22 protein-coding genes are annotated in these 25,911 nt (G+C 50.5%); 19 read left to right on the top strand and 3 right to left on the bottom strand.

What is annotated here, in order from left to right; genetic code table 11:
* Positions 1–9 precede the first annotated feature (9 nt).
* From murD to ACYQ2M_RS00195, 12 genes are all read left to right on the top strand, one after another.
* Complete coding sequence (murD, locus tag ACYQ2M_RS00250) at positions 10–1,380, top strand: UDP-N-acetylmuramoyl-L-alanine--D-glutamate ligase (RefSeq protein ID WP_459914295.1); 1,371 nt, start codon at positions 10–12, stop codon at positions 1,378–1,380.
* Positions 1,364–2,575 (top strand): putative lipid II flippase FtsW, encoded by a 1,212-nt coding sequence (ftsW, locus tag ACYQ2M_RS00245; protein WP_459914294.1) that lies wholly within the window; start codon positions 1,364–1,366, stop codon positions 2,573–2,575. The genes murD and ftsW overlap by 17 nt, the downstream gene beginning before the upstream one ends.
* Positions 2,559–3,665: an undecaprenyldiphospho-muramoylpentapeptide beta-N-acetylglucosaminyltransferase gene (murG, locus tag ACYQ2M_RS00240; RefSeq protein ID WP_459914293.1), complete on the top strand. Its 1,107-nt coding sequence runs from the start codon at positions 2,559–2,561 to the stop codon at positions 3,663–3,665. The genes ftsW and murG overlap by 17 nt, the downstream gene beginning before the upstream one ends.
* 5 nt (positions 3,666–3,670) lie before the next feature.
* Positions 3,671–5,047, top strand: coding sequence for a UDP-N-acetylmuramate--L-alanine ligase (gene murC, locus ACYQ2M_RS00235; protein WP_459914292.1), 1,377 nt, complete (start codon positions 3,671–3,673; stop codon positions 5,045–5,047).
* A 105-nt stretch (positions 5,048–5,152) separates the two neighbouring features.
* The gene (gene murB / locus ACYQ2M_RS00230; protein ID WP_459914291.1) at positions 5,153–6,079 is read left to right on the top strand and encodes a UDP-N-acetylmuramate dehydrogenase; all 927 of its coding nucleotides are present in this window, start codon (positions 5,153–5,155) and stop codon (positions 6,077–6,079) included.
* Positions 6,072–6,956 (top strand): cell division protein FtsQ/DivIB, encoded by an 885-nt coding sequence (locus ACYQ2M_RS00225; RefSeq protein ID WP_459914290.1) that lies wholly within the window; start codon positions 6,072–6,074, stop codon positions 6,954–6,956. The genes murB and ACYQ2M_RS00225 overlap by 8 nt, the downstream gene beginning before the upstream one ends.
* A gap of 1 nt (position 6,957) precedes the next feature.
* A complete protein-coding gene (ftsA, locus tag ACYQ2M_RS00220; protein WP_459914289.1) occupies positions 6,958–8,184 on the top strand; it encodes a cell division protein FtsA in 1,227 nt (408 codons plus the stop codon).
* A 205-nt stretch (positions 8,185–8,389) separates the two neighbouring features.
* Positions 8,390–9,646, top strand: a complete 1,257-nt coding sequence (ftsZ, locus tag ACYQ2M_RS00215) for a cell division protein FtsZ (protein ID WP_459914288.1) — start codon at positions 8,390–8,392, stop codon at positions 9,644–9,646.
* Positions 9,646–11,340: a radical SAM protein gene (locus tag ACYQ2M_RS00210; protein WP_459914287.1), complete on the top strand. Its 1,695-nt coding sequence runs from the start codon at positions 9,646–9,648 to the stop codon at positions 11,338–11,340. The genes ftsZ and ACYQ2M_RS00210 overlap by 1 nt, the downstream gene beginning before the upstream one ends.
* Positions 11,341–11,749: 409 nt before the next feature.
* Positions 11,750–13,351 (top strand): NAD(P)H-hydrate dehydratase, encoded by a 1,602-nt coding sequence (locus tag ACYQ2M_RS00205; RefSeq protein WP_459914286.1) that lies wholly within the window; start codon positions 11,750–11,752, stop codon positions 13,349–13,351.
* 205 nt (positions 13,352–13,556) lie between these two features.
* The gene (tsaE, locus tag ACYQ2M_RS00200) at positions 13,557–14,039 is read left to right on the top strand and encodes a tRNA (adenosine(37)-N6)-threonylcarbamoyltransferase complex ATPase subunit type 1 TsaE (protein ID WP_459914285.1); all 483 of its coding nucleotides are present in this window, start codon (positions 13,557–13,559) and stop codon (positions 14,037–14,039) included.
* Between the two features lie 33 nt (positions 14,040–14,072).
* The gene (locus ACYQ2M_RS00195; protein WP_459914284.1) at positions 14,073–15,299 is read left to right on the top strand and encodes an aspartate kinase; all 1,227 of its coding nucleotides are present in this window, start codon (positions 14,073–14,075) and stop codon (positions 15,297–15,299) included.
* Between the two features lie 40 nt (positions 15,300–15,339).
* Here the strand turns inward: ACYQ2M_RS00195 and pyrF are convergent, their stop codons facing one another.
* Positions 15,340–16,065, bottom strand: a complete 726-nt coding sequence (gene pyrF / locus ACYQ2M_RS00190; RefSeq protein ID WP_459914283.1) for an orotidine-5'-phosphate decarboxylase — start codon at positions 16,063–16,065, stop codon at positions 15,340–15,342.
* Between the two features lie 368 nt (positions 16,066–16,433).
* On the opposite strand from pyrF, the gene selA reads away from it, so the two are divergent.
* The 7 genes from selA to moaA all read left to right on the top strand — a co-directional run bounded on the left by selA (position 16,434) and on the right by moaA (position 24,157).
* Positions 16,434–17,846, top strand: a complete 1,413-nt coding sequence (gene selA / locus ACYQ2M_RS00185; protein WP_459914282.1) for an L-seryl-tRNA(Sec) selenium transferase — start codon at positions 16,434–16,436, stop codon at positions 17,844–17,846.
* Entirely contained in the window at positions 17,843–19,105 is a 1,263-nt protein-coding gene (locus tag ACYQ2M_RS00180; RefSeq protein WP_459914281.1) for a tetratricopeptide repeat protein, read from the top strand. Before selA ends, ACYQ2M_RS00180 begins: the two co-directional genes overlap by 4 nt.
* Positions 19,106–19,554: 449 nt before the next feature.
* Entirely contained in the window at positions 19,555–20,136 is a 582-nt protein-coding gene (locus tag ACYQ2M_RS00175) for a D-sedoheptulose-7-phosphate isomerase (RefSeq protein WP_459914280.1), read from the top strand.
* A gap of 310 nt (positions 20,137–20,446) precedes the next feature.
* Positions 20,447–20,683, top strand: a complete 237-nt coding sequence (locus ACYQ2M_RS00170) for an FmdB family zinc ribbon protein (RefSeq protein WP_459914279.1) — start codon at positions 20,447–20,449, stop codon at positions 20,681–20,683.
* 5 nt (positions 20,684–20,688) lie between these two features.
* Positions 20,689–21,606 (top strand): hydroxymethylbilane synthase, encoded by a 918-nt coding sequence (gene hemC, locus ACYQ2M_RS00165; RefSeq protein ID WP_459914278.1) that lies wholly within the window; start codon positions 20,689–20,691, stop codon positions 21,604–21,606.
* Between the two features lie 5 nt (positions 21,607–21,611).
* Positions 21,612–23,153, top strand: coding sequence for a uroporphyrinogen-III C-methyltransferase (cobA, locus tag ACYQ2M_RS00160; protein ID WP_459914277.1), 1,542 nt, complete (start codon positions 21,612–21,614; stop codon positions 23,151–23,153).
* Positions 23,150–24,157, top strand: coding sequence for a GTP 3',8-cyclase MoaA (gene moaA, locus ACYQ2M_RS00155; RefSeq protein WP_459914276.1), 1,008 nt, complete (start codon positions 23,150–23,152; stop codon positions 24,155–24,157). The genes cobA and moaA overlap by 4 nt, the downstream gene beginning before the upstream one ends.
* A 327-nt stretch (positions 24,158–24,484) precedes the next feature.
* On the opposite strand, the gene rplQ is transcribed toward moaA, so the two are convergent.
* Complete coding sequence (gene rplQ / locus ACYQ2M_RS00150; RefSeq protein WP_459914275.1) at positions 24,485–24,847, bottom strand: 50S ribosomal protein L17; 363 nt, start codon at positions 24,845–24,847, stop codon at positions 24,485–24,487.
* Between the two features lie 8 nt (positions 24,848–24,855).
* Complete coding sequence (locus ACYQ2M_RS00145) at positions 24,856–25,878, bottom strand: DNA-directed RNA polymerase subunit alpha (RefSeq protein ID WP_459914274.1); 1,023 nt, start codon at positions 25,876–25,878, stop codon at positions 24,856–24,858.
* Positions 25,879–25,911 lie beyond the last annotated feature (33 nt).

The following is a 25,911-nucleotide window of genomic DNA, read 5'->3' as shown; positions in this document are numbered from 1 at the left end:
GATATATCCATGGTAAACATAAAACCCCCTTACATTCTCATTGTTGGTCTTGGACGATCCGGCACGGCCATGGCCCGTTTTCTTAAAAAACAGGGGCACCATGTGGTGATTACAGACATTGATGCCACCCGGGCAGAAAAGGGCCGAGAACTGGAAAAAACAGGTATTATCACAGAAATCGGCTTCCACGATGCCGCCACCTTTGATGGAGCACAAATGATCATTGCAAGCCCAGGGGTTCCCCTTAATATGCCCCACCTTGCAAGGGCAGCCCAAAAAGGCATCCCCATCCGAGGAGAGCTGGATGTGGCCGCAGAATATATCAAGGTTCCCCTGGTGGCGGTGACGGGAACCAACGGTAAAACCACGGTGACCACCCTGATTGATCTTCTGCTCCGGTGCAGTTACCCCCAGGTGTTTACCGGTGGCAACATCGGCATTCCACTGATCCAGTACTTTGAACAGGCTACACCCGCCGGTGTGGGGGTGGTGGAGGTGAGCAGTTTTCAGCTGGACACGGCCAGAGACTTCAAACCCCATGTGGCCCTTCTTTTAAATATTTCCCCGGATCACATGGATCGTTACCCCAACCCGGATGCCTATACGGCATCCAAATGGCAAATTTTTGCCCACCAGGATGAAAACGATGTGGCCATCCTGGGCAGCAGTCTTGCCTGCTTCACCAGGCAGATTTCACAACTCAAGGCCAAGATCTTTTTCATTTGCCAGGGCCACGAACCTCCACCGGCAAATGGTGCCCACATTGAAAAAGACAGCATATTTTTTTACATGGACGGGCAAAGAATTCCGGGAGAACTGTGCATTGAAAAAATCCCCCTTAAAGGCCGGCACAATCTTGAAAACATTGCAGCATCGGCCATGGCGACCCTTTGCATGGGAATCCTCCTGGCGGACATTGAACAAACCGTGTATAAATTTACGGGGCTGCCCCATCGCATGGAATATGTCACAACCATGGATGGGGTTGCCTACTATAACGACTCCAAGGCAACCAACCCTGATGCGGTGATAAAGGCCGTGTCCTGCTTTGAAGACTTGATCCTCATCATGGGGGGCAGAGAAAAAAATACGGATTTTTTAACACTGCAGAAAAGCATCAAATCCCATGTAAAACATCTGATCCTCCTGGGAGATGCTGCAGAAAAGATAGAAAGAACCATGGCGGGGCTATGTGACATATTCCTGGTTAACAGCATGGAAACTGCTGTCAAAAAGGCACAGGCCCTGGCCCGAAAAGGGGACACAGTGATGCTCTCTCCGGCCTGTGCCAGTTTTGACATGTACACAAGCTATGGACACAGGGGAGATGATTTTAAATATCAGGTCAAACAATTGAAAAAACATGAACAAAAAAATTGACATCACCGCACCATTTTCACAGGAACCTTCCATACTGGTACCCGTGCTGATCATTGCAGGCCTTGGCATTACCATGGTGTACAGTGCCAGCGCAAATATTGCCTTGGAAAACCACGGTACCCCTGTGCACTATGCCGGGCGTCAATTGCTTTTTTTCGCCCTGGGACTTGGCTTCATGTATCTTGGGGCCTGGTTTCCCCACCAGTATCTCCAAAAACTTACCTATCCGCTGCTGGTACTGGCAGTAGTTCTCATGCTGGGGGTACTGACCCCCCTTGGTACAGATGCCGGCGGAGCCAGTCGCTGGCTCAAAATAAAGGGCATCACCTTTCAACCTTCGGAACCCGCCCGACTAAGTCTGGTGCTCTACCTTGCATATTCCCTGGCAGCAAAAGTGCCAAAACAGGAAAAGATCCGTTCATTTTTCATCGGTTTTCTCCCCCATGCCATGGTCATGGGGCTGTTGACAATACTGCTGCTGCTGCAAAAAGACATGGGCTCCATTGTCATCATCTGCTTTATCACTTGGTCAATGATGTTCATTGCCGGTGTACCCCTTACTCACCTTCTCTCCATTGTACTGCCAGCCATTCCCTTTATTTATTTTTTTATTTGTCTGGTTGAATATCGAATGGAACGCATATTGACTTTTATTCATCCGTGGCAGGATCCCCTGAAGGCCGGATACCAGGTGACCCATTCCCTGAAAGCCTTTGCATCGGGGGGGGTCTTTGGCAAAGGCATCGGCCTTGGCTTCCAAACCGGCCATTACCTGCCCAAACCCCACACGGATTTTATTTTTTCCGTCATTGGTGAAGAACTTGGACTTGTGGGTGTATTAACCATTCTTGTGCTCTACAGCCTTATTTTAAAACGGGGTGCAGACATTGCCCGATCCGCCAGCACGCTGTTTGGCAGCTTCCTGGCTGCGGGCATCACCATTCATCTGGGGCTCCAGGTTATGATCAATGCCGGGGTGACCCTGGGAATGCTGCCCACCAAGGGGCTAACCCTGCCCTTTATCAGCTATGGCGGAACCTCCCTTGTGATGAGCATGGCCGCCATGGGCATTTTAATGAACATCGGCCGAACAGGCACTGTGAATTCCCGAAAAAAAGCAACCGGACCAGACCCCCGCCTAGAACCATCATCCATATCTTCACTTAAAAGGAGTGCCCTTGGCCAGACCCGTTAAAATAATCATTGCCGGTGGAAAAACCGGCGGGCATCTTTTCCCGGGCATTGCCGTGGCCCAGGCCCTTAAAGATCAGCTTGACAATGTCCGTATTCTCTTTGTGGGAACGGGTACGCCCTTTGAACACGAAACCCTTTCAACCTATGGATTTGCCCATGCTGCCATTGCTGCCAGGGGAATGAAGGGCAAGGGAATCCGGGAAAAACTCTCTGCAATGGCCCGTATTCCCTGGAGCATTTTCCAGGCTGGCCGGATCCTTTTCGCATTTAAACCGGATCTGGTACTGGGGGTGGGGGGCTATTCTTCGGGTCCGGTACTCATGGCAGCCAGATTCATGGGAATTTTAACGGCCATCCAGGAACAGAACGCCATGCCCGGCATCACCAACCGAATACTGTCACGGGTGGTTCACAAAATTTTCATTTCTTTCAAAGAGACAAAAACACTTTCCACAAGACCCCATACGCTTCACACCGGTAACCCCATACGGAAAACCAGCCCCTTGCCTGCAACACCTGCACGGGGAACCTCTCTTTGTTCCGGGGAGAAATTTACCCTCCTGATCACCGGTGGCAGTCAGGGTGCCTCAAGCATCAACAAGGCGGTTTCAGATGCCGTGGCCCTGCTGAAAGACAAATCGCTTTATACCATCATTCACCAGACCGGCAACGCTGACCAGGAACGGGTGGATGCCGAATACCAGGGCATGGGAGTGAATGCCACGGCCCGGGCCTTTTTCCATGACATGCCGGAACTGCAGAAAAAAGCAGATCTCATCATCTGCAGAGCCGGGGCCGGTACCCTGTCTGAAATCACCGCCCTTGGCAAACCCGCCATTCTGGTGCCATACCCCCATGCAGCGGATGATCACCAGAGATACAACGCCCTGGCCCTTGAAAAAAGGGGAGGAGCCATCATGATTGCCGATGCGGATCTCACCGGACCACGCCTTGCATCCTTGATTGAAAGGCTAAGAAAAAATCCAGAACAGCGAAAACAAATGGCCCGGGCGGCAAAAGGTTTCGGCATGCCCCTTGCTCGGGACGCCGTGGCCCGGGAAATTATTCATCTTATTTCAAAAAACAGGTAATATTCATGTACCAGAAAAATTATCATATTCATTTTGTGGGAATTGGCGGCATCGGCATGAGCGGCATTGCAGAACTGCTCCTGGGCCTGGGATACCTGGTGTCCGGGTCCGATGTAAACGCCTCCGACATCACCCGGCGGCTGCAATCCTTGGGGGCCACCACATATACCGGACATAAACAAGAGCAAATCCAGGGGGCCAGTGTCATTGTCACCTCCACTGCCATTTCCAAAAACAATCCGGAAGTTACTGCGGCCCGGGAGCAGGGGATTCCCATCATTCCCCGGGCAGAAATGCTGGCAGAACTCATGCGCATTAAATATGCCATTGCCATATCCGGAGCCCACGGCAAAACATCCACCACCTCCATGGTAGCCCATATTCTCAACCGGGCGGGCCTTGACCCCACAGTGGTAATCGGCGGCCTATTAAAAAATCTCAACACCAATGCCCTTCACGGCAAGGGAGATTACATCGTTGCCGAGGCAGACGAAAGTGACGGATCTTTTCTTAAATATACCCCAGCCATTGCAGCGGTAACCAACATTGATCTTGAACACCTGGACTTTTACACGGGCATTGAAGACATCAAGGCAAAATTCAAGCAGTTCATCAATTCGGTTCCCTTTTACGGCCTAGCCGTTCTGTGCCTGGACAATGAGCATATCCAGGACATGCTGCCAGACATCAAGGTAAGACATACCACCTTCGGCCTGACGGCCCAGGCGGATCTCAAAGCCATGGACATTGAATTTAAAGGCATTCGCTCTCTATTCCGGGTGGTACACCAGGGGGTTTCCCTTGGCCGCATCCAGCTAAATTTGTCCGGAAAACACAATGTTTCCAATGCCCTGGCAGCCATTGCCATTGCCCTGGAACTCAACATTGACTTTTCCACCATCAAAACCGCCCTGGAGGACATTGAGGGTGTGAAACGACGTCTGGAAGTAAAGGGAGACATCAATAATATTCTGGTGATGGACGACTATGGCCACCACCCCACGGAAATCAAGGCCACCCTGAAGGCCATCCGGGAAAGCCGACCCCACAGGCGGTTGGTGGTAATTTTTCAGCCCCACCGTTATTCCAGAACAAAAGCACTTTTTGATGCCTTTACCAGGGCCTTCTACCAGTCGGACATTTTGATTGTTCTACCCATTTATGCCGCCAGTGAAACGCCCATCAAAGATGTGGATTCCCAGACCCTGTGCCGGGGCATCAAGGCCCACGGACATAAAGAGGTCCATTGCGCCCAGAATGTTGACCAGTGTCTTTCCATGCTGATGGAAACGGTGAAGCCCAACGATCTGGTTCTCACCTTGGGGGCCGGTGATGTGTACCGTCTGGGAGAAACTTTTATTCATCAACTGGAGGAACGATAACACGTGCTTTGCACCCCTGATACCGCATCTCCACGTGAATGTAAGCCCGTCGGGCAGGTACACCAACCTGCCCCAGGCAGATCTGTCCTGCCCCATGGTGCATTCATGCAGCTAACAAAGGACCAGCTTGCATCACTTGGAATCCGCCGCAATGAGTCCATGAAAAAGCATACCTCTTTCAAGGTGGGGGGACCGGCAGATCTCTTTGCCAGACCTGACAGCCTTGATCATCTTGAAAAGATACTGTGCCTGGCAGCAAAACATGAACTGCCCATCACCCTCATGGGCAGCGGTACCAACCTGCTGGTAAAAGACAGGGGGATCAGGGGCCTTGTCATCTCCATGACGGCCCTGAAATACCCCACGGTGATCACCCCGCTGGAAAAGGATAAATACCGGGTCAGGGTATCCGCCGGTACCATCCTTGCTGGCCTGTACAGAGAAACCATGAACCATGGCATCTGTGGCATGGAATTTGCCGCCGGTATCCCGGGAACCGTGGGTGGAGCTGTGATGATGAATGCCGGAACCAATGAAGGAACCATGTCCGATGTGGTTGAATCCATTGATTTCATGCTTCCCCTTAGAGGCATAGTCACCCTCCCCGCATCGGCACTGCATTTTTCCCATAGAAACCTTGCTTTCAATATAGATTTCCACAAAAGACATCAGCCGGTGCTTGTGGGTGTCACTCTGATAATGACCCCCAATGACAAAATACAAATTCAAACCCGATGGGGAAATCTGCTGCAGAAACGAAAAAAAAATCAACCTGCCCACGGTGCCAGTGCAGGCTGTTTTTTTAAGAACCCGCCCCGGGGAGAGTCCGCCGGTGCACTCATTGACCAGGCCGGACTTAAAGGATTCCGAGTGGGAGATGCCATGGTATCTGAAAAACATGCAAACTTCATACTGAACACAGGGCAGGCAACGGCCCGGGATATTCTGACCCTGAAACAGATCATTGAAGAAAAAGTACACAACCGTTTCGGTATTCTCCTGGAAAACGAGGTGAAAATTGAAGGTGAATAAAAAAATAAAAAAAACAGCTAAATCCCCCGCCGGCATTGCATCCATCCTTCCGGGATTTGAGTTCATGGAAACCATTGATCTGGCCATTAGATTTATCTTCACCATTGTGGCCATCATGCTTACGGCCTTGTTTTTTATTTTTATCTACGATTATGCTACCCAGAGTACTTATTTTGCCATTACCAAAATTTCCATACACGGACTAAATAGGCTGACAGAAAATCAGGCCCTGATGCAGGCAGAATTGCATCCCGGTGATAACCTGTTAAATATCAATGCTTTTAAGATAGAAAAAAGACTGGTGGCCCACCCATGGATACAGTCAGCCAAAGTGACCCGAAAACCGCCCCATGCCCTTGAAATTGCGGTCCAGGAAGAGGTTCCCCTGGCCCGGGTGGACATGGGAGCCCCCCCCTCACTGATAATTAATACCCAGGGAATTGCCTTTACCCCATACGACCCGGAAACATTCTCCATGGACATGGAGCTGCCCGTAATAAAGGGGCTTACCCTTGAAAAAAAACAGGGTATTTTTGGCTTTTACGGTAACCTTTACCAGGATGTTCTGGCACTGCTCAAAGATGATTTAGGTACGCCCATCTCCGCCATCACCGCGGACAGCGCCACAGGCATTGCCGTTGAAACATATTTCCCATCCCAGGCCGGCCGCGGACAATCCCCTGCCCTCCCCACTACCCTGAAACTGGGCTTTTCACAATTCAAGCTCAAATTTAATACGGCCGGGAAAATATTTCATTATCTTGAACAACAGGGTACACCGGAAATCATTACCACCATGGACCTGTTCAACCTGGAACGGGTCATTGTCACCCCGGGAAGACATGCCCCGGGCACAGACATAACAGGAGGAGCTTAAATTGCAGGAAAAAGAAAAAATCATCGTCGGCCTGGACATCGGCACCACCAAGGTATGTGCCGTTGTGGGGGAAATGGTCGGCCGTGAAATTAACATCATCGGCATGGGAAAAAGCCCCTCAACCGGCATGAGAAAAGGTGCGGTTGTCAATATCGAGTCCACCGTGGAAGCCATCCGCCATGCCGTTGATGAAGCTGCCATCATGGCGGAATGCGACATCACCCAAGTATATGTGGGGATTGCCGGGGGGCATATTAAAGGATTTAACAGCCATGGCATCACCGCCATAAAAGGCCAGGAAATTACCCAGGTGGATCTGAACCGGGTAATTGAAGCGGCAAGTGGCATTGCCGCAAAGCCGGACAGAAAAACCCTCCATGTGATTCCCCAGGAATTCATCGTGGATGAACAGGAGGCCATTCAAAACCCCCTGGGCATGACCGGGGTACGCCTGGAAGCAAAAATTCACATTGTCACCGGTGCCATGTCATCGGTGGACAACATCATAAAATGCTGTAACAAGGCAGGGCTTAATGTGTGTGCCATTGTGCTGGAATCCATGGCTTCCGGCGAAGCCGTACTCACCCCGGAGGAAAAAGAACTGGGGTGTACCCTGATTGATATCGGGGGAGGCACCACCAATCTTGCTATATTCAAAGGCAATAACATCAAATACACCTTTGAACTTCCCCTGGGTGGACAGACCATCACCAATGACATTTCCATCGGGTTGAGAACCCCATCCAACGAGGCGGAGCACATAAAACTTGTCCATGGAACCTGTCTTCGTGAGCACATAAAAAAAGGAGAACAGATTGATGTTTCAGGCATGGGAGGACGGGAACCCAAAAAACTCTCCCAGGATATTCTGGTGGATATCATTGAACCCCGGGTGGAAGAGATGGCCACGATTTTAAAAAATGAAATTCACAGTAACGGGCTTGAAAATGCCTTTACGTCGGGAATTGTACTCACCGGAGGTACGGCCCTTTTAAACGGCATTGAAGACATCATTGAATCGATATTCAATGTACCTGTGCGCATGGGAACACCTTATAACATCGGCGGGCTTAAAGATGTGGTGAACAACCCGGGCTTTGCCACGGGGGTGGGACTGGTTATTTATGGCAGCAAAAACAGCAGTAAAGGAAATCCGGATCAGGGTCAAAATACCGGCTTGTCCAAATTCATGGCAAGACTGGTACAGTGGTTCAGGGATATTATTTAAAATGAATGGGGATAGTTAGGTTCACAGGTTAACATATTTTTAAAACATGTCCTTCATTTTCCGGGAATCGCCTCAAAAAAAGTCAACGGCTTTTAATGGGATGGGCGAGACCATACTAAAAATGGACAAAAGGATTCATTACCTACGCTGGATTATCCGTTGGGACACGGCGTGACACAAGCGTATAAATCGAACAGGGGGAATTATGAGCTTTTCTTATGTGGAAACAAGCAATCAGGCAAACATTAAGGTCATAGGTGTTGGCGGTGCCGGTGGAAACGCCATTAATAACATGATTGAATCCAATCTCTCGGGGGTGCAGTTCATTGTTGCCAACACCGATGTTCAGGCATTAAATATATCCAAAGCAGACCATAAAATTCAGCTGGGGGTGGAACTCAGCAAAGGCTTGGGAGCCGGAGCCAATCCCCAGAAGGGAAAAGAAGCGGCCCTGGAAAATGTAGATGAAATCAGAGAAGCACTCCATGGCAGTGATCTTGTATTTATCACCGCAGGCCTGGGAGGAGGAACCGGCACGGGTGCAGCTCCGGTTGTGGCAGAAATATGTAAGGATCTCGGCATATTAACCGTGGCAGTAGTATCAAAACCCTTTGCCTTTGAAGGTAGATCCAGAATCCAAAAAGCAGAAGCCGGCCTTGAAGAATTAAGGGGCATAACCGACACCCTGATAACCATTCCCAATGACCGGCTCCGGGGACTTGCCGCCAAGGGAGAACGCATGGTGGACATGCTGATCAAGGCAGATGAAATTCTCAATCACTCGGTGAAGGGCATCACCGATCTAATCATGGTGCCCGGACTTCTCAATCTCGATTTTTCCGATGTGAAGACCATCATGGGAAAATCAGGGATGGCATTGATGGGCATTGGCATTGCTTCCGGGGAAAACCGGGCCATTGAAGCGGCGGAACGCGCCATTTCACACCCCCTTCTGGAAGATATCTCCATCTCCGGTGCCCGGGGAGTACTTTTCAACATCGCATCCACCAGTGATATCACCATGGAAGAGACGATCACCGCATCGGAACGCATCCATGATGAGGTGGGTGATGAAGCTGAAATCATCTGGGGCCAAAGCCTTGATGAAAGCCTGGGTGATGAAATCAGAATCACCGTCATTGCCACTGGCATCGGTGAAGAACACAGACCCACTGTATCCAAGTTAAGTCCCCTTCGCAGTGCAACGGATCAGACGGGGAAAATTGCCACCCGCTCCACCACCATTGTCCGGGGAACCGTACGGCCCGTCAGCGAAGAAGATGAAAACAAAGACTGGCAGGATGATGTTAGCCCGGTCATTGTAACCCACCACAAAAAGGTGTCCAATGACGATGGACGAAATCACCATGAAAATACAAACCCTCCATCTGCATATCCGGGTTTTGACATTGACCCGAACAACCTTGATATTCCCACGTTTCTTCGAAAACCACGGGACTGATGGCTTACGGTCGGAAAAAGGGGGTTCCCGCCAGAGCCCCCATTGAAAAAGGACAGGTTGTAAGGCGCACAACCGGCGGAATCAAAGTAGCTCTGGTGTACCCCAACACCTACCGGGCCGGTATGTCAAGTCTGGGTTTCCAGAAGGTATTCCAATTATTCAATGCCATGGACTGCATGGACTGTGAACGAGTTTTTCTGCCGGAAACACCCTCCTCCCCGGCCCGAAGCTGTGAAACAGGGCGAGAGCTTGGCACCTTTGACGTCATTGCCTTTTCCATCTCCTTTGAGAATGACTATGCCAATATTGTCACCCTCCTTGACACCACCGGCATCCCGATCCGGCAAAACCAACGCAATGAACGCCATCCCCTGGTGATGGCCGGGGGGGTGGCCTGTTTTCTTAACCCGGAACCCTTGGCCCCCTTCATGGACTGTTTTCTTTTGGGGGAAATTGAAAACACGCTGCACCTTTTTTTAAATGAGATTCAAACACGTCCCCTAAAACAGCACCTTACCCCGGAACTGGCATTAAAAATCCCCGGTCTCTACATCCCCTCCCTTTACACCCCTGTCTATAACGGCAATATCTTTACCGGCCATGCCAAAAATCACCCCCTTGCCCCGGATACCATAAAAGTGCAACACCTTGCCCACCTGGAAGACCACCAGACCGTCACCGGTATCATTTCATCGGACACGGCATTTAAAAACACCTGCCTCATTGAAACCGGCAGGGGGTGCCACCATGGATGCAGGTTCTGCAGTGCCGGATTTATTTACAGACCCCCGAGAAATTATCCTGAAGCCGTTATCACAAAGGCCATGGAGCAGGCAAGCACTCTGACACACCGTATCGGGCTTGTCAGTGCAGCGGTATCCGATCATCCAAAGATCAATGACATCTGTACCTGGGGCATTGAAAAATCGTTGCACATCTCCTTTAGTTCCCTGCGCCTGGATGCCCTGACCCCGCAACTGGTAGACAGCCTTGCCGCCTCCGGGGTTAAAACCGCCACCATTGCCCCGGAAGCGGGCACCCAGCGCATGCGAAACATCATCAACAAGAAAATTACCCGCTCCCAAATTCTCTCCGCCGTGGAAACCCTCATCCATGGGGGTATTTTCAATCTGAAACTGTATTTCATGATAGGGCTGCCCTTTGAAACCGATGAAGACGTGGAGGGCATCATTTCGCTTACCCTTGACATCCGGAAAATTTTTCTTGCCCAGAGTATAAAAAAGAAAAAAATCGGGACCATAACCTTGAGTGTCAACCCCTTTGTGCCCAAGCCTGCCACCCCATTTCAATGGCTGCCCATGGCCCCTTTTGCGGTACTGAAACGCCGGAGTGCTCACCTTAAAAAATCTCTGAAAAAAGTTCCCAACATGAAAATCAATTGTGAATCACATCGCATGGCCAGGGTTAACGGGCTGCTTTCCCGGGGAGATCAGCGGGTGGCAGACATCATTGAAACCGCAGCCCGAAAGGGCTGGTCAAAGGCCGTGAACAAAAAAGATCTGGACCTATTTCTTTACAAAAAAATACACACGGAGGATCCCCTTGCCTGGGATATTCTGGACAATGGCATCAAAAAAAGCTTTCTGGCAAGGGAACTCAAACGTGCCCAAAATGAAAAGATAACCCCGGACTGCCCCATGGTACCCTGTGATCAATGCGGCATCTGCCGTTAATTTTTTTTACTTTTCGTTATGACTGGTGTTTATTGCCACGTATGTTTTTTTATATGAAAAGGTAGCCTTCAAGTTTACCTCAGCAGAGCCGCCCCCGACAGGCAGTAGGAACCCGCCAATTGAGCCGTCTATGGTTCCGGGCCGGGCCCATGGCCCGTCGGGGGCGGCGGCATAATGCCATTTTCATTATTCGTTGTGGCAGGTGCTTACTGCCATGTGGGTTCTTATATGAAAAGGTAGCCTTCAAGTTTACCTCAGCAGAGCCGTCCCCCGACGGGCAATAGGAACCCGCCAATTGAGCCGTCTATGGTTCCGGGCTGGGCCCATGGCCCGTCGGGGGGCGGCGGCATGGTGGCATTTTCAATATTCGTTGTGTCCGCCAGGACATGCTGATTATATGGAGGTAATCATGTATCTTGTCACAGCCGCTGAAATGCGGGAGATGGACAGAAAAACCATTGAACATTTAGGCCTACCCGGCCAGGTACTCATGGAAAATGCAGGAAGAAAAGCCATTGACATGTTCATGGCAGAATTTCCGGAGATACATTCAAAAAAAATATGTATCCTTGCCGGACGGGGCAACAACGGCGGAGACGCCCTTGTAATGGCAAGATACCTGTTAAACAAAGCCAAAGAGGTAACCACCTTTGTGTTCAGTGCCCGGGACAAAATCAAAGGAGATGCCCTGACCAACCTTATACTTCTGGAAACCCTGTGCAGGGAAAAAGGGGGAGAACATCTTTTTTTTATTCCAGACGCAGAGACCTTTGAAAAGTTTCGCTCTTCCATCCGCCATCATGATCTCTTTGTGGACGGTGTGCTGGGTACAGGACTAAATACCCCGGTGAGGGGCCTTTTCAAAGAGGTCATCACCACCGTCAACGAAACCCGCCGCCCCGTCTTCAGCCTGGACATTCCATCGGGCCTGGATGCGGACACCGGCATGCCCCTTGGCATCTGCATCAACGCCCAGGCCACGGCCACCTTCGGCTTTGCCAAAGCAGGTCATTTTCTGGGCAACGCAAGGGCCTTCACCGGACATCTGGAAGTCATGGACATCGGCATCCCCGATTATATTGCGGCATCAAGCCCCCCCCGGCTGCAGGTCCTCCAGCCATCCAACATTGCGCCTCTGTTTCCGCCCAGAGACATCAATGGACACAAAGGCACTTGGGGGCATGTACTCATCATTGCAGGATCCCGGGGAAAATCCGGTGCGGCCATCCTGGCAGCCAATGCCGCTGCGGCCGCCGGTACCGGCCTTGTAACCCTCGGCGTACCCGATGCCATCAACGACACGGTGGAAACCGGCACCATTGAAGCCATGACAGCCCCCTTGCCCGATGGGGAAAAGGGACATTTGACATACATGGCCTTTGACACTATACAGGAACTGGCCCGGAACAAATCTGCCCTGGCCCTGGGTCCTGGGCTGGGCACCCATGAAGATACCCGAAAACTGGTGAGTGCACTTGTTGAAAAAATCGATCTGCCCCTGATCCTGGATGCCGATGCCCTCAACTGCATTGCCCCTGCCCCCGGCCTTCTCAAAAAAAGAACCGCCCCCACCATCCTGACCCCCCACCCCGGGGAAATGGCAAGATTGACCGGCCAATCGGTGCAGAAGATCCAGGTGGACAGATTGGGAACTGCCCGGGAATTTGCAGCAGCATACCAGGTAATCCTGGTGCTCAAGGGGGCAGGCACCATAACTGCCCTACCCGATGGGAACGCTTTTTTCTGCCCCACCGGCAATCCCGGCATGGCCTCGGGGGGCATGGGGGATGTCCTCACAGGTATTATTGCAGGACTTGCGGCCCAGGGGCTTTGTCCGGCAGATGCGGCCCGGGCCGGAACCTTTCTGCATGGGGCATGCGGTGATCTTTTGGCCAGAAAAAAGGGCCCCTGGGGAGTTCCGGCCTCGGAGCTGGTAAATGTACTGCCTGAAATTTTTTCAGGAATTACCCAGTTGAATGGCAAAACGCTTGATCCCGTTCTCCCTTATTAATTATTAATCGGCCGTTTCATCAGAAAAATTTTGGGCTTGCTCATAATATGGGGTATGATTAGTTCAACGGGGTCAGGCTTGTGTTATTGGCGTTATCGCCCATAACCTGGGCAAACGCCAAAACCACCGATAATGCCAATAACAATAACGCAAACCTGAAACAATCAACATTGACTGGCAGCCCACACAGGTGGGCCATATCCATATGGAATCTGTAAAAATCATGACTGTTCACTTGTATTCCACCTCCCACGATCAGACCCAGGCCGTTGGGGAAAAACTTGGCAGATGCATCACCTCCCGCATGGTCATTTCCTTAAAGGGCAATCTGGGGGCAGGAAAAACCACCTTTGTCCAGGGACTGGCAAGGGGCCTTGGTGTGCCGGACACCTATTATGTCACCAGCCCCACCTACACCATCATCAACGAATACCCCGGCCGGATCCCCCTTTTTCACATGGATCTGTACCGTCTGGGGGAGGTGGATGAACTGGAATACCTGGGATTTGACGACATCATGGCCTCCCCCGGGGTCATCATTGTGGAATGGCCGGACATTCTGGGAGAAGATCTGGTCTCCTTTGATCTGGCAATCAGCATCACCACAGACACCGACTTTAACCGGAAGATAATTATTAAACCATCTGGACTTGATGGAACAAATCTGTTAAGGGACTTCTCACTATAAAAAAGCCCATCACAAAACATACCAGGAGCAGTTATGGCATTGAAGGTACAAAAATTCGGAGGGACTTCGGTTGCCGATATTGAGAGAATAAAAAATGTTGCAGACAGGGTAATCAAAACCCATAACCAGGGAGACCACGTGGTGGTGGTTTTGTCTGCCATGGCCGGTGTCACGGACGGCCTCATTGCTCTTGCCCACCAGGCGGCGGAAACACCCAACACCAGAGAACTGGATGTCCTGTTGGCCACAGGAGAGCAGACCACTGCGGCGCTGCTAGCCATGATGCTCAATCACAGGGGATACACCGCCAAGTCCCTTCTGGGCTTCCAGGCGGGTATTTTAACCGACATGACATCGGGAAAGGCCCGCATACGTGACATTGACGGAGCCCGTATCAAAGCGCTCCTGAATAAGGGGCATATTGTTGTGGTGGCCGGATTCCAGGGCCGGGATACTGCAGGGGACATCACCACCCTGGGCCGGGGGGGATCCGACACCTCTGCCGTTGCCATAGCCTCGGCCATCAAGGCTGACGTATGCGAAATTTATACCGATGTGGAGGGGGTATACACCACAGATCCCAGAATATGCAGCAAAGCAAAAAAAATAAACAGAATATCATATGAAGAAATGCTGGAGATGGCCATACTTGGTGCCAAGGTACTGCAAATTCGTTCCGTGGAATTTGCCAAGAAATTTAATGTCCCCGTGCATGTCAGGTCATCATTCAACGAAGAGGAGGGAACCATGGTGGTTAATGAAAGTGCAGACATGGAAAGCGCGGTTGTATCCGGCATCACATGTGATAAAAACGAGGCCAGAATCACCCTTAAAAAAGTACCGGATCAACCGGGTATTTCCGCCAGGGTATTTGGTCTTTTGGCCGAAGCAGAGATCATGGTGGACATGATCATTCAGAACACCCGCTCCGGCGGCGAAACCGATCTGACCTTCACAGTCACCAAGGATGATTTTCAAAAGGCCAAGGAGCTGTCTGAGAAAGCTGCCAGGGAAGTCAATGCCAAGGAAATACTCACCGCCGATCACATTGCCAAGGTTTCCGTCATCGGTCTTGGCATGAAAAGTAACTCCGGTGTGGCCGCCACCATGTTTAAGGCCCTGGCTGCGGAAAACATCAACATTCGCCTTATCAGCACCTCGGAAATCAGGATATCTTGCGTCATTGAAGAAAAATATGCAGAACTTGCCGTGCGGGTACTCCACACGGCATTTGGTCTGGATCAGGAGGTTGATGTCTGATCATCTGGGCAAATGTACGGACACTGCCCCACCCGGAATATCATCCCAGGGCCAGGTCAATCTCCTCACCAATACGTCGAGCTGCATCCCGGGGGTCAGTTGCCGTTCGGATGGGACGTCCCACCACGATGAGGTCGGCCCCGAACCCAACGGCCATGGCCGGGGTGGTGACCCGGGCCTGATCATCATTTTCAAGGACGGTCCATCCGGGACGAATCCCCGGGGTCACTGCCAGAAACGACCTTCCCAGTGCTTCCTTGACGACGGCCACTTCATGCCCCGAGCACACCACCCCGGCACACCCTGCTTCATGGGCCATCCCAGCCCTCTTTAACACCAGTTTTCCAGGATTCTCAACATACTTTTTTTCATACCCTGCCGCTTCAATGGTGCTGGCATCATTGTCTGTGAGAAGGGTAACTCCAAGCACCCGGGTTTTACCCTGGCTTGCGGCCACTGCCCGTTCCAGCATTTTCCGGTTGGAGGCACAATGCACAGTCACCAGATCAACCCCCATGCTGGCCACCTGTTCCATGGCCCGCCCCACGGTCTCTGAAATATCATGGAGCTTGAGATCCAAAAAAATCCCTGCGCTGCTGCTTTCCCGCACCATTTGAACCACGGCGGGTCCTTCTTTGATAAAAAGTTCCAATCCCACCTTGAACATGCCCACCATCCCTTCCAATTGCCGGACCTGGAACCGGGCCTCGGAAAGTGAGGGGACATCAAGGGGATAAACTATATACGCTGTACCTTTTTTTTTCATGCTTACTCCAGGCCAACCGCTTGCATTTAAGGTTGAAACCAATTGTGGATTAATGCTATTTAGTGTGAATAATATAAGGATCAACAAATATGAATTTAATCACTCAACTTTCGGTCTTCCGCGTTGATGTCCGGGTTCAGGCTTATTCTAGAGGCTGAAAAATGCAAATAATGCAAGCCGCTCCCCCATGAATCAATCAACACCAAAAGTTGAACTAATCACCAATATCATATGATTGGAGAAATGGCAAAAAGGGTTCTGCCACAGAGAAATAAGGCTTGGTAACAACCCTGATTTCCATCATACTTAACTTCTGGGTGCTGCAGGTTCCCCCTCGTGGACAGGCATGCCCCCAACACCGGAGTGTCATGCTCAGTAAAGACAAACACCAGATTTTAAAGCAGCTTCCCGGGGTGGATCACCTCATGGGCCTTGCCGTCAAAGATCAGCGATTCCAGGAAATCCCGTTATCGGCCATTAAAACCGCCACCCGGACCGTTCTTGAAAAGACCCGGAAGGACATTTTATCCAATAAAGCCAATGGCTGCCATCCAGAACACCTTCTGACCGAAATGGCGGCACTGTGTGCGGCCATGGTAGCCCCCCGCCTGGTACCGGTTATCAATGCCACCGGTGTGGTTCTGCATACCAATCTTGGCAGATCCCTGCTTGCCCCGGAGGCCCTTGACAACATCACCACCATTGCCGGTGGATATTCCAACCTGGAATTCAACATTGAAACAGGCAAACGAGGCCTCCGCTATGATGCCGTGGAACAGCTGATCTGCGAGCTCACCGGGGCCCAGGCCGCCATTGCGGTGAACAATAATGCAGGGGCGGTGCTACTGTGCCTGGATACCCTGGCCAAGGGACAAGAGGTTATTGTTTCCAGAGGAGAGCTGGTGGAAATCGGCGGCTCTTTCAGGATACCCGATGTCATGACCAAAGGCGGCTGCATCCTCAAAGAGGTGGGAACCACCAACCGGACCCACCTCAGAGACTATGAAAATGCCATAACCCAGGATACTGGGCTGTTGATGAAAGTACACACCAGCAATTACCGTATCCAGGGATTCACCGCATCTGTTGGCCTTTCCGATCTGGTGATTTTGGGCCAGCAAAACAAGCTTCCGGTGATGGAAGATCTTGGCAGTGGCTCCCTCATTGACCTGTCCCGGTTCGGCCTGGCCAGGGAACCCACCGTGGCCCAGGCGGTGGCGGCAGGGGCTGACATCGTAACCTTCAGCGGCGACAAGCTGCTTGGAGGTCCCCAGGCCGGTATCATCGTTGGAAAACGCTGGGCTCTGGAAAAAATCAAAGCCAATCCCCTGACCCGGGCGCTTCGCATGGACAAACTGACCCTGGCTGCCCTGGAGACAACCCTGTCCCTATACCGAGACGAAAGAAAAGCCTTGGCCCGGATCCCCATCCTCAGAATGCTGACCCTTTCCTTTGAGGATATTGCCGAAAGAGCCGCAGATATGATAAGCGTTTTAAAGAAAAAACTGGGCATCCATGCCCGAGTGGAGGCGGCAGACCTATCCTCCCGCACCGGGGGTGGGGCTTTTCCTGAACTCAAACTGCCCAGCCGCTGTGTCACCATCTCCAGCCCTGAAATTTCCGCAGCCCGCCTGGAAAAAGCCATGCGAAGCCATACCCCCGCCATCATAGGCAGAATTGACAATGGGTGCTTTGTCATGGACCCCCGAACCCTGCAGCCGGGAGACGATGACATCATCGCCGCTGCCCTGGAAACCATTCTGTGCAAAGACCCCTCATGAAAGAAGAAGACAGACTCCACATTGCCGAACAGTTTCTTGCATCCAGGGAGCTGAGCACCCCCTGGCACAAAGGGCTTACACCGCCCCGGGAATTTGTCTCGGACATGCTCATTAAGAGCAATTACAAGACCGAAGCCTTCTGCCTTAAACTCAACCGCTTCCAAGAACCCGGTGCATCACTGCTATGTATTGTCATGCGATTGACTGCCCCGGAGCCAGGGACTGAAAATTTCAGGGAGCAGCCTGAGCAAAATGAAATAATATCCAACATCACCACCACCCATGCCGGTGTCATGGCCTGGCTGGGTCCATGTGTACTTGCCATGGCCCTTCCCCTGTCCCCGGACAATTTACCCCAAGATTTGGCATCCGATATCAAACAAGAGATGGAAACGACCCTTGATATCATCATATCCATGGGCGCGGCACCATTTCCATGGATGAATTTCAGTCGCCAGGAAATCTTTTATCACAGTATCAGAGCCCTTGATCATTCAAGCTTCCACATTCCGGGCACCATCATTGCCCCCCCCAATGCCATCACCTTCAACATCATCGGTGACAGAAGGTATCAATCGGGTTTGTTTGAGTCAGCCATGGAAGAATATCATCTGGGACTGCTGCTGGATCCCAGTGATTTCAATCTGCTCAACAGCCTTGGGGTGTGTAACAGTGTCCTGAAACGCTTTGAAAAGGCCCTGGAGCAGTTTGAAAAGGCCCTTGAAATCATCCCCGATGATACCATGGCCCTTTACAATGCAGGACTGGTCTGCAACCTCATGGAGGACCTGGAAAAGGGAAGTAGGTACCTGACCCGGGCCAGCAATCTGAATAACAGCCTTTTTGAAATAGAACTGACGGCAGGTATTCTTTTTGCCAAAACAGATAACACCGCAATGGCCCTGAAGCACCTGGAAAAAGCGGCAAGCCTGTCCCCTGGAGCAGGACTGCCCCAGGCACTCATCGGAGATATCTGTCTTAAAAAAGGAGACTATCAAAGGGCCGTGACTGCCTACACAAGTGCCATTAAATGCAATCCCCGGGATCCCTGGAGCATGTCCGGCCTGGCACGGGTGTATGAGATTCAGAATATCAATAGGGACATAGCACTGTCCCTGGGCCGTCAAAGCATTGCCCTGGCACCTGAGATTGCCCTGTTTCGTCATCGACTGGGAAGAATTTATCTCAAAAAAGGATGGTATGAAAAGGCGGCAATGGAATTCACCGAAGGTGCCCGACATCTAAGTAATTTTTCATAATTTGTTGTGTCTGTAAGGACATACCCAATTTTAAAGGAATCAAATTTTATTGATATACCATTTATGTGCTTGGTCATAACTTGGACCACCCGTCTTAAGTTGGCGTGCCTACGGGGTCAGGTTTGTGTTATTAGAGCATGAGGTTTTTATCAGGCTCTGATGGTTTGACAACTATCTGTGTTTCAAGGCATATTTCAACAAAACCCTCAATAACGAAAGCCTGATCCCACCCTTATGTGGCCCATGTTCTGACTACCCCCCCCATTAATAAAGCCCGGGTTAGTTCATTCTATGAATGCCGCCCCAGGAAAACGGCAAATTAAAAACAGCCGAGTCCCTAAGCTGGACGAGCCAGAATCAAAGAGGCTTTCTGATTCTTTTGCCAAAAGAACACGAAGATCAGAGACAAAAATCTAAAAACCCAGAACTCTAATTTTTTCAGGTACCCCATGAAACAGATCATCCGTGAGACCCTTGAACAAAGTATTCAGGTAAAAAAAGACTTCATTAAAACCCATGTGGACAGGATGGAACACTGTGCAAGGCTCATGGCGAAGCGCTTTGAAACCGGCAAAAAATTACTTTTATTCGGCAATGGTGGGAGTGCCGCAGATGCCCAGCACATGGCAGCCGAGTTCATCAACCGTTTTCAAATGGAACGCAGGCCACTTCCGGCACTGGCCCTGACCACCGACAGTTCTGTGATCACCAGCATCGGAAACGATTACAGATTTGAAGATATTTTTATCAAGCAGATCCAGGGACTGGGCCAGGCCCGTGATATAGCCATGGGAATCAGCACCAGCGGCAATTCTCCCAATGTCATTGGGGCAGTGAAAGCCGCAAAAGAAATGGGCATCACCGTCATCGGGCTTTCAGGCCCCGGGGGAATGCTTAAAGATCTTGCGGACATTGCCTTTTGCGTACCGTCAACGGTGACGGCACGGATACAGGAAACTCACATTCTTTTGATTCATATTCTCTGCGACCTCACCGAACAACTTCTTTTTGGCACTTCCACCACTCAGTGAAATGACTTTTATCCCGACCGATTCTCCCCGCCCGGCCCATAAAAGCCTCCCATAACAATCTTGCATTTTTTCAGTTTTGCTATATATTATATGGGTTGTGACATTAACCTGAAAGTTTGATAGCCCCATGGTGCATCTCCTGGGGCCGGGGTCCACCATGTGGTATGGTGCCGTTATTGAGGTGTTGCAGAGTTATTTTTGCATGAGGACACCTTCTGAAAAAGATCCTGGCCACTCGCTCCTCCCTCCAGGGATTTAACTATACCCCATGGTGTAATCACGTCTTAACCTGAAATCCAGGAAACCAACTATGCCCATATACGAATACAAATGCAATCAGTGTGAGAAAACCTTTGAAGCCTTGATCCTTGGATCTGATGTGCCCCAGTGTCCTTCCTGCAGCAGCCAGGATTTATCCCGCCTGCTCTCCTGCTGTGGATTTGTCACCAAAGGAGCCGAAGGCGGCGGTGGCAATACCGCGTCCACCTCATCCACATCATCCTGCAGCGGCTGCACTGCCACCAGCTGCGCTTCTTGTGCCGGATAAATTATATGAAAAACACAATAAAAATAGGAACCCGGGGAAGCCAACTGGCCCTGTGGCAGGCCAACTGGGTCAAAGATGAAATAGAACTGCAGTTTCCCGACACCAGGGTTGACATCATCAAAATCAAAACCACCGGGGACAAAATTGTTGATCGTCCCCTGGCCATGGTGGGAGGCAAGGGACTTTTTGTAAAAGAGATTGAAAAAGCCCTGCTGGACGGAGATGTTGATATTGCCGTTCACAGCATGAAAGATATGCCCGGAGATCTGCCCGATGGCCTTTGCATCGGTGCCATACCACTGAGGGAAGATCCCAGGGATATACTGGTCACCCGAAACAACCAGACCCTCATGGAACTTCCCCCGGGGGCTAAAATAGGAACCAGCAGTCTCCGGCGGGCCTCCCAGATCCGGTATGCAAGACCGGATTTGACCATCTTCTCCATCCGGGGAAATCTAGGCACCCGCCTTGGCAAACTGGACAAGGGAGAATTTGATGCCATTGTGCTTGCCGCTGCAGGCATCATCCGACTGGGAATGAAAGAACGAATCAGCCAGTACCTGGAGCCGGACATCATGCTGCCCGCCGTGGGACAGGGTGCATTGTGCATTGAAACAAGACAAAATGATGCGAACATGGCCCCCTTTCTTTCCATGCTGGACCACCGGGAAACCCGCATCCCCGTGCTGGCGGAACGGGCATTTCTTCGTAAACTGGAGGGAAGCTGCCACATACCGGTGGCCTGTTTCGGTATTGTTCAGGCCCAGGAAATCATTCTGACGGGACTTGTGGCATCCGAGGATGGCACCCGGATGGTAAAAGAAACATCAACGGGGCCTGTGGCCTCGGCAGAGGCGATCGGCACATCGCTGGCCAATATATTGTTAGACCGGGGTGCCGCTCACATACTGGAGAACTTGTAAAATTGATGGATACAGCAAACGGAAAAGTATACCTCATCGGTGCCGGTCCCGGCGATCCCGGCCTGATCACGGTAAAAGCGGCGAAATGTATAAAAAATGCAGATGTTGTGGTTTATGATTATCTGGCATCCCCTGTTCTGCTGAAATATGCAGACAAAAACGCCGAAATCATCTATGTGGGTAAAAAAGGCGGAGATCACACCCTGACCCAGGATAAAATCAATGAATTGCTGGCCCAGAAGGCGGAACAGGGCCATGTGGTGGCACGGCTCAAGGGTGGAGATCCCTTTATCTTTGGACGGGGAGGAGAAGAAGCAGAAACCCTTATTGAACGAAAAATCCCCTTTGAAGTGGTTCCGGGTGTCACATCCGCGGTTGCGGCCCCGGCCTATGCCGGTATTCCCCTGACCCACCGGGATTATACATCGTCTGTGTCACTGATCACCGGCCACGAAGATCCACTGAAAGAGGCATCCAGTATAAAGTGGGATTGTCTGGCAAAAAGTGGCAGCACCCTTGTGTTTCTCATGGGGGTTAAAAATCTTCCCAACATCGTTACCCAGCTGGTCAAAAATGGAAAATCAGCTCAAACCCCCGTGGCACTGGTACGCTGGGGCACCACCACTCTGCAGGAGACCGTCAGCGGCACCCTGAAAGATATCGTTAACAAGGTGAAGAAAGCCCGACTAAAGCCTCCGGCCATCATTGTGGTGGGAGAGGTGGTTTCCCTCCGGGAAAAAATGCAGTGGTTTGAAAACCGCCCCCTTTTCGGAAAAAAAATCGTGGTGACAAGGGCCAGGATCCAGGCAAGCTCTCTGGTGGACAAATTGCGCCAGCTGGGGGCACATTGTGTTGAAGTTCCCACCATCCAGGTGGTACCCCCCGAAGACAACACGGCCTTAAAGGATGCGGTGAATAGCCTTGATCGCTTTGAATGGATTATCTTCACCAGCGTCAACGGCGTAAAATACTTTTTTAAAACCCTGTTTGACCAGGGACTGGACGTGCGAGCACTGGGTGCTCACCAATTTGCATGCATTGGCCCTGTGACCAGGGATGAACTGCGAAAATTCGGTATTGTATCCGATGTCCTGCCGGAAACCTATCGTGCGGAGTCCGTTGTGACCGCCTTTAAAGACAAGGCAATAGAAGGAAAAAGTGTGCTTCTGCCCCGGGCCATGGAAGCCAGAACCATTCTTCCCGAAGAATTAGAAAATATGGGAGCCCATGTCCATGAAGTCACTGCCTATGAGACCCGTCAGGTGATGGACGGCCAGGAGGAACTTCTGGCCCTTCTCCATGATCAAGAAATTGACATGGTCACCTTCACCAGCTCTTCCACGGTGAAAAATTTCATGGCTTTGATTCCCCCTGAAGATCAAAAATCTCTTCTCAATGGAATCACCAATGCCTGTATCGGCCCCATCACAGCGGATACAGCGGTGTCCCTGGACATTACCCCACACATCGTAGCCCAGGAATACACCATTGACGGCCTGGTGGAAGCCATTGTGGCATATTATGCGCCGGGGGAAGCCGCATCATGACCTATCTTCCCTCCACCGACCCGTCCGGGGATTCGGACGGCAGAACCGTCAACTATCTGCGGATATCCGTCACGGACCGATGCAATCTGGCATGCCAATACTGTGTTCCCAAAAAAAATTTTTCCTTTGTCACCCACCAGGACGTGGCAAGATATGAAGAAATTCTAACCATTGTCCAGGCGGCAACAGAGCTGGGTATCACCAAAATACGCATAACCGGTGGAGAACCTCTGGTAAGAAGGGGGTTGTTTGATTTTGTCCGCAGGCTAAATGATATGCCGGGCATAGAAGACATTGCCATCACCACCAATGGGGTGCTGCTGGAAAGCCAGCTGGACAACCTCATGGCATCCGGACTTACGCGGCTCAACATCAGCCTTGACACCATGGACCCCGGAATTTTCAGACAAATCACCGGAAAGGATCTCCATGCAAAGGTGTGGCAGGGTATTATGGCTGCCCATGAAAGGGGAATCTCCCCCATTAAGCTGAACATGGTGCCACTGCGCGGAATCAATGAAAATGACATTGAGAAAATGGCAAAGCTTATTTTCAAGTACCCCTTCCATGTCCGCTTCATTGAATATATGCCCATGGGAAATTCAGCTGTTACCATGGATCAGCAGATGCTGATTCCTGAAATCTCAAAACGGGTATCCGCAGCCATAGGAGAATTGATCCCCATGGGTAAAAACAGACATGATGGACCTGCCAGACGCTTCAGCGCAAAGGGAGCCCTGGGCGAAATCGGATTTATTTCCCCGGTGAGTTCCCATTTCTGTCACCAATGCAACCGGTTGCGATTGACATCCACAGGCACATTGCGGCCCTGCCTTTTGCACAATTATGAGATGGACATTCTCTCTGTGGTGAGAAATGGCGGCACCCTGGAAGATATCAAATCATCTATTCTCCAGACCATAGCCAACAAGCCCCGGCAGCATTCCCTGGGGGGGAAAGATCATGGGAAAATACATTCCCAGATGTTCACCATTGGGGGATAAGTCAATTGCCCCATAGCCGTCCCCCTACTCGACCCCCAAAAAGGGACTTAATCACAATATGAGCCACTTTGGGGACGGGTAACCCATCTTGTTACCAAGCCCAACAAAAAAAACCGACTATCAGGTTTCCCTGATAATCGGTTTTTTTAATATAAGGCTCCGTTAAAAAATTAACCATCTATATGCAGTATCTATTGCCCCACCGGGGTGTCTCCGTCGGAGACTTTTGCATAGAATGTTTTCTAACAGTTCCTAAGGTTCATTTACAAAAAATCCGAATTTCTAAAATGTTCTATGCAATCATCCACAGGCATCAAGAATGGATTTTTATAAATTATCGATGATTAATTCAATCATGGCCATGGGTGCGGCATCACCAGAACGAGGTCCCAGCTTGGTAATACGGGTATACCCGCCCTGACGACTGCCAAACTTGTCGGCGGCGTCGTTGAACAGCTGATGTACCACATCCTTTTCAATAATGACGGAAAAGGCCTGACGTCGGGCATGCAGATCCCCCCGCTTGGCCAGTGTGATCATTTTGTCTGCCAGCTTCCGGAGTTCTTTAGCCTTGGCATCGGTGGTTTTTATTCTCTCATGTTTAAAAAGAGAAGTGACCATATTTCTAAACATCGCTTTTCGATGGCTTGACGTCCGGTTAAGCTTTACGCCTGATTTTCTGTGTCTCATGGGAAAAATTATTCTCCTTCGTTGGTTGGGTCTTCCTCAGGTGGCACAAATCCCTCAAGATCCATTCCAAGGGTGAGATCCATGGATGTCAGGACCTCTTTTATCTCATTTAAGGATTTTCTTCCGAAATTTTTTGTTTTCAGCATTTCACTTTCAGTTCTCTGTACAAGCTGATAAATTTTCAGGATTTGTGCATTTTTAAGGCAGTTGGAACTTCTTACAGAAAGTTCAAGCTCATCTACATTTCTGTAGAGATTATCATTAAAGTTTCTTTCGGCACCATTATGCTCTTTTTCTTCCTGCTCAGGCTCAATGTCTTCATCAAAATTGATAAATGGATTCATCTGTTCCTTGAGAATTTTCGCAGCAAAGGCCACGGAATCCTCAGGCTTAACACTGCCATCTGTCCATACTTCCATGGTGAGTTTGTCATAATCGGTTTTCTGACCGATCCTGGAAGTTCCAACAACATATTTTACTCTTTTGATGGGAGAAAAAACGCTGTCAATGGGAATGGTTCCGACAGGTGCGTCCTCATTCTTGTTCGCCGCAGAAAGTGCATACCCTTTACCGGTTTGAATCAGCATGGTCATTTTAAGCTCACCGCCATTGTTCACCGTGGCAATGTGCTGCTCAGGGTTGAGTACCTGGACCCGACCATCCGGGGAAGTGATATCAGCAGCAGTCACTGCCTTTTCTCCATTGACATGAAGATATATCTCTTTGTCTTCCAGATCGGAGACCTTGAAACGAATCTCTTTGAGATTCATGATAATTTCAGAGACATCCTCCCGGACACCTGAAACAACACTGTACTCATGAAGTGCCTCTTCAAATTTAACGGATACAATGGCACTACCGTAGAGTGATGAAAGAATAATCCGCCGCAGAGAATTACCAATGGTAATACCAAAACCCCTTTCCAGGGGTTCACACACAAACTTTCCATAGGTGGAAGTGGTGCTGACAGCAATTTTCTCAGGCCTGATCATCTCGTGCCAATTGACATATACAAGTTCATCTGATGACATTGTTTATCTCCTGAATATAAACATAGGACAAAC

The sequence above is a fragment of the Desulfocicer niacini genome (assembly GCF_054657595.1).
Note: the sequence above shows the minus strand (reverse complement) of the source record. Positions and strands in the feature narration are given on the sequence as shown.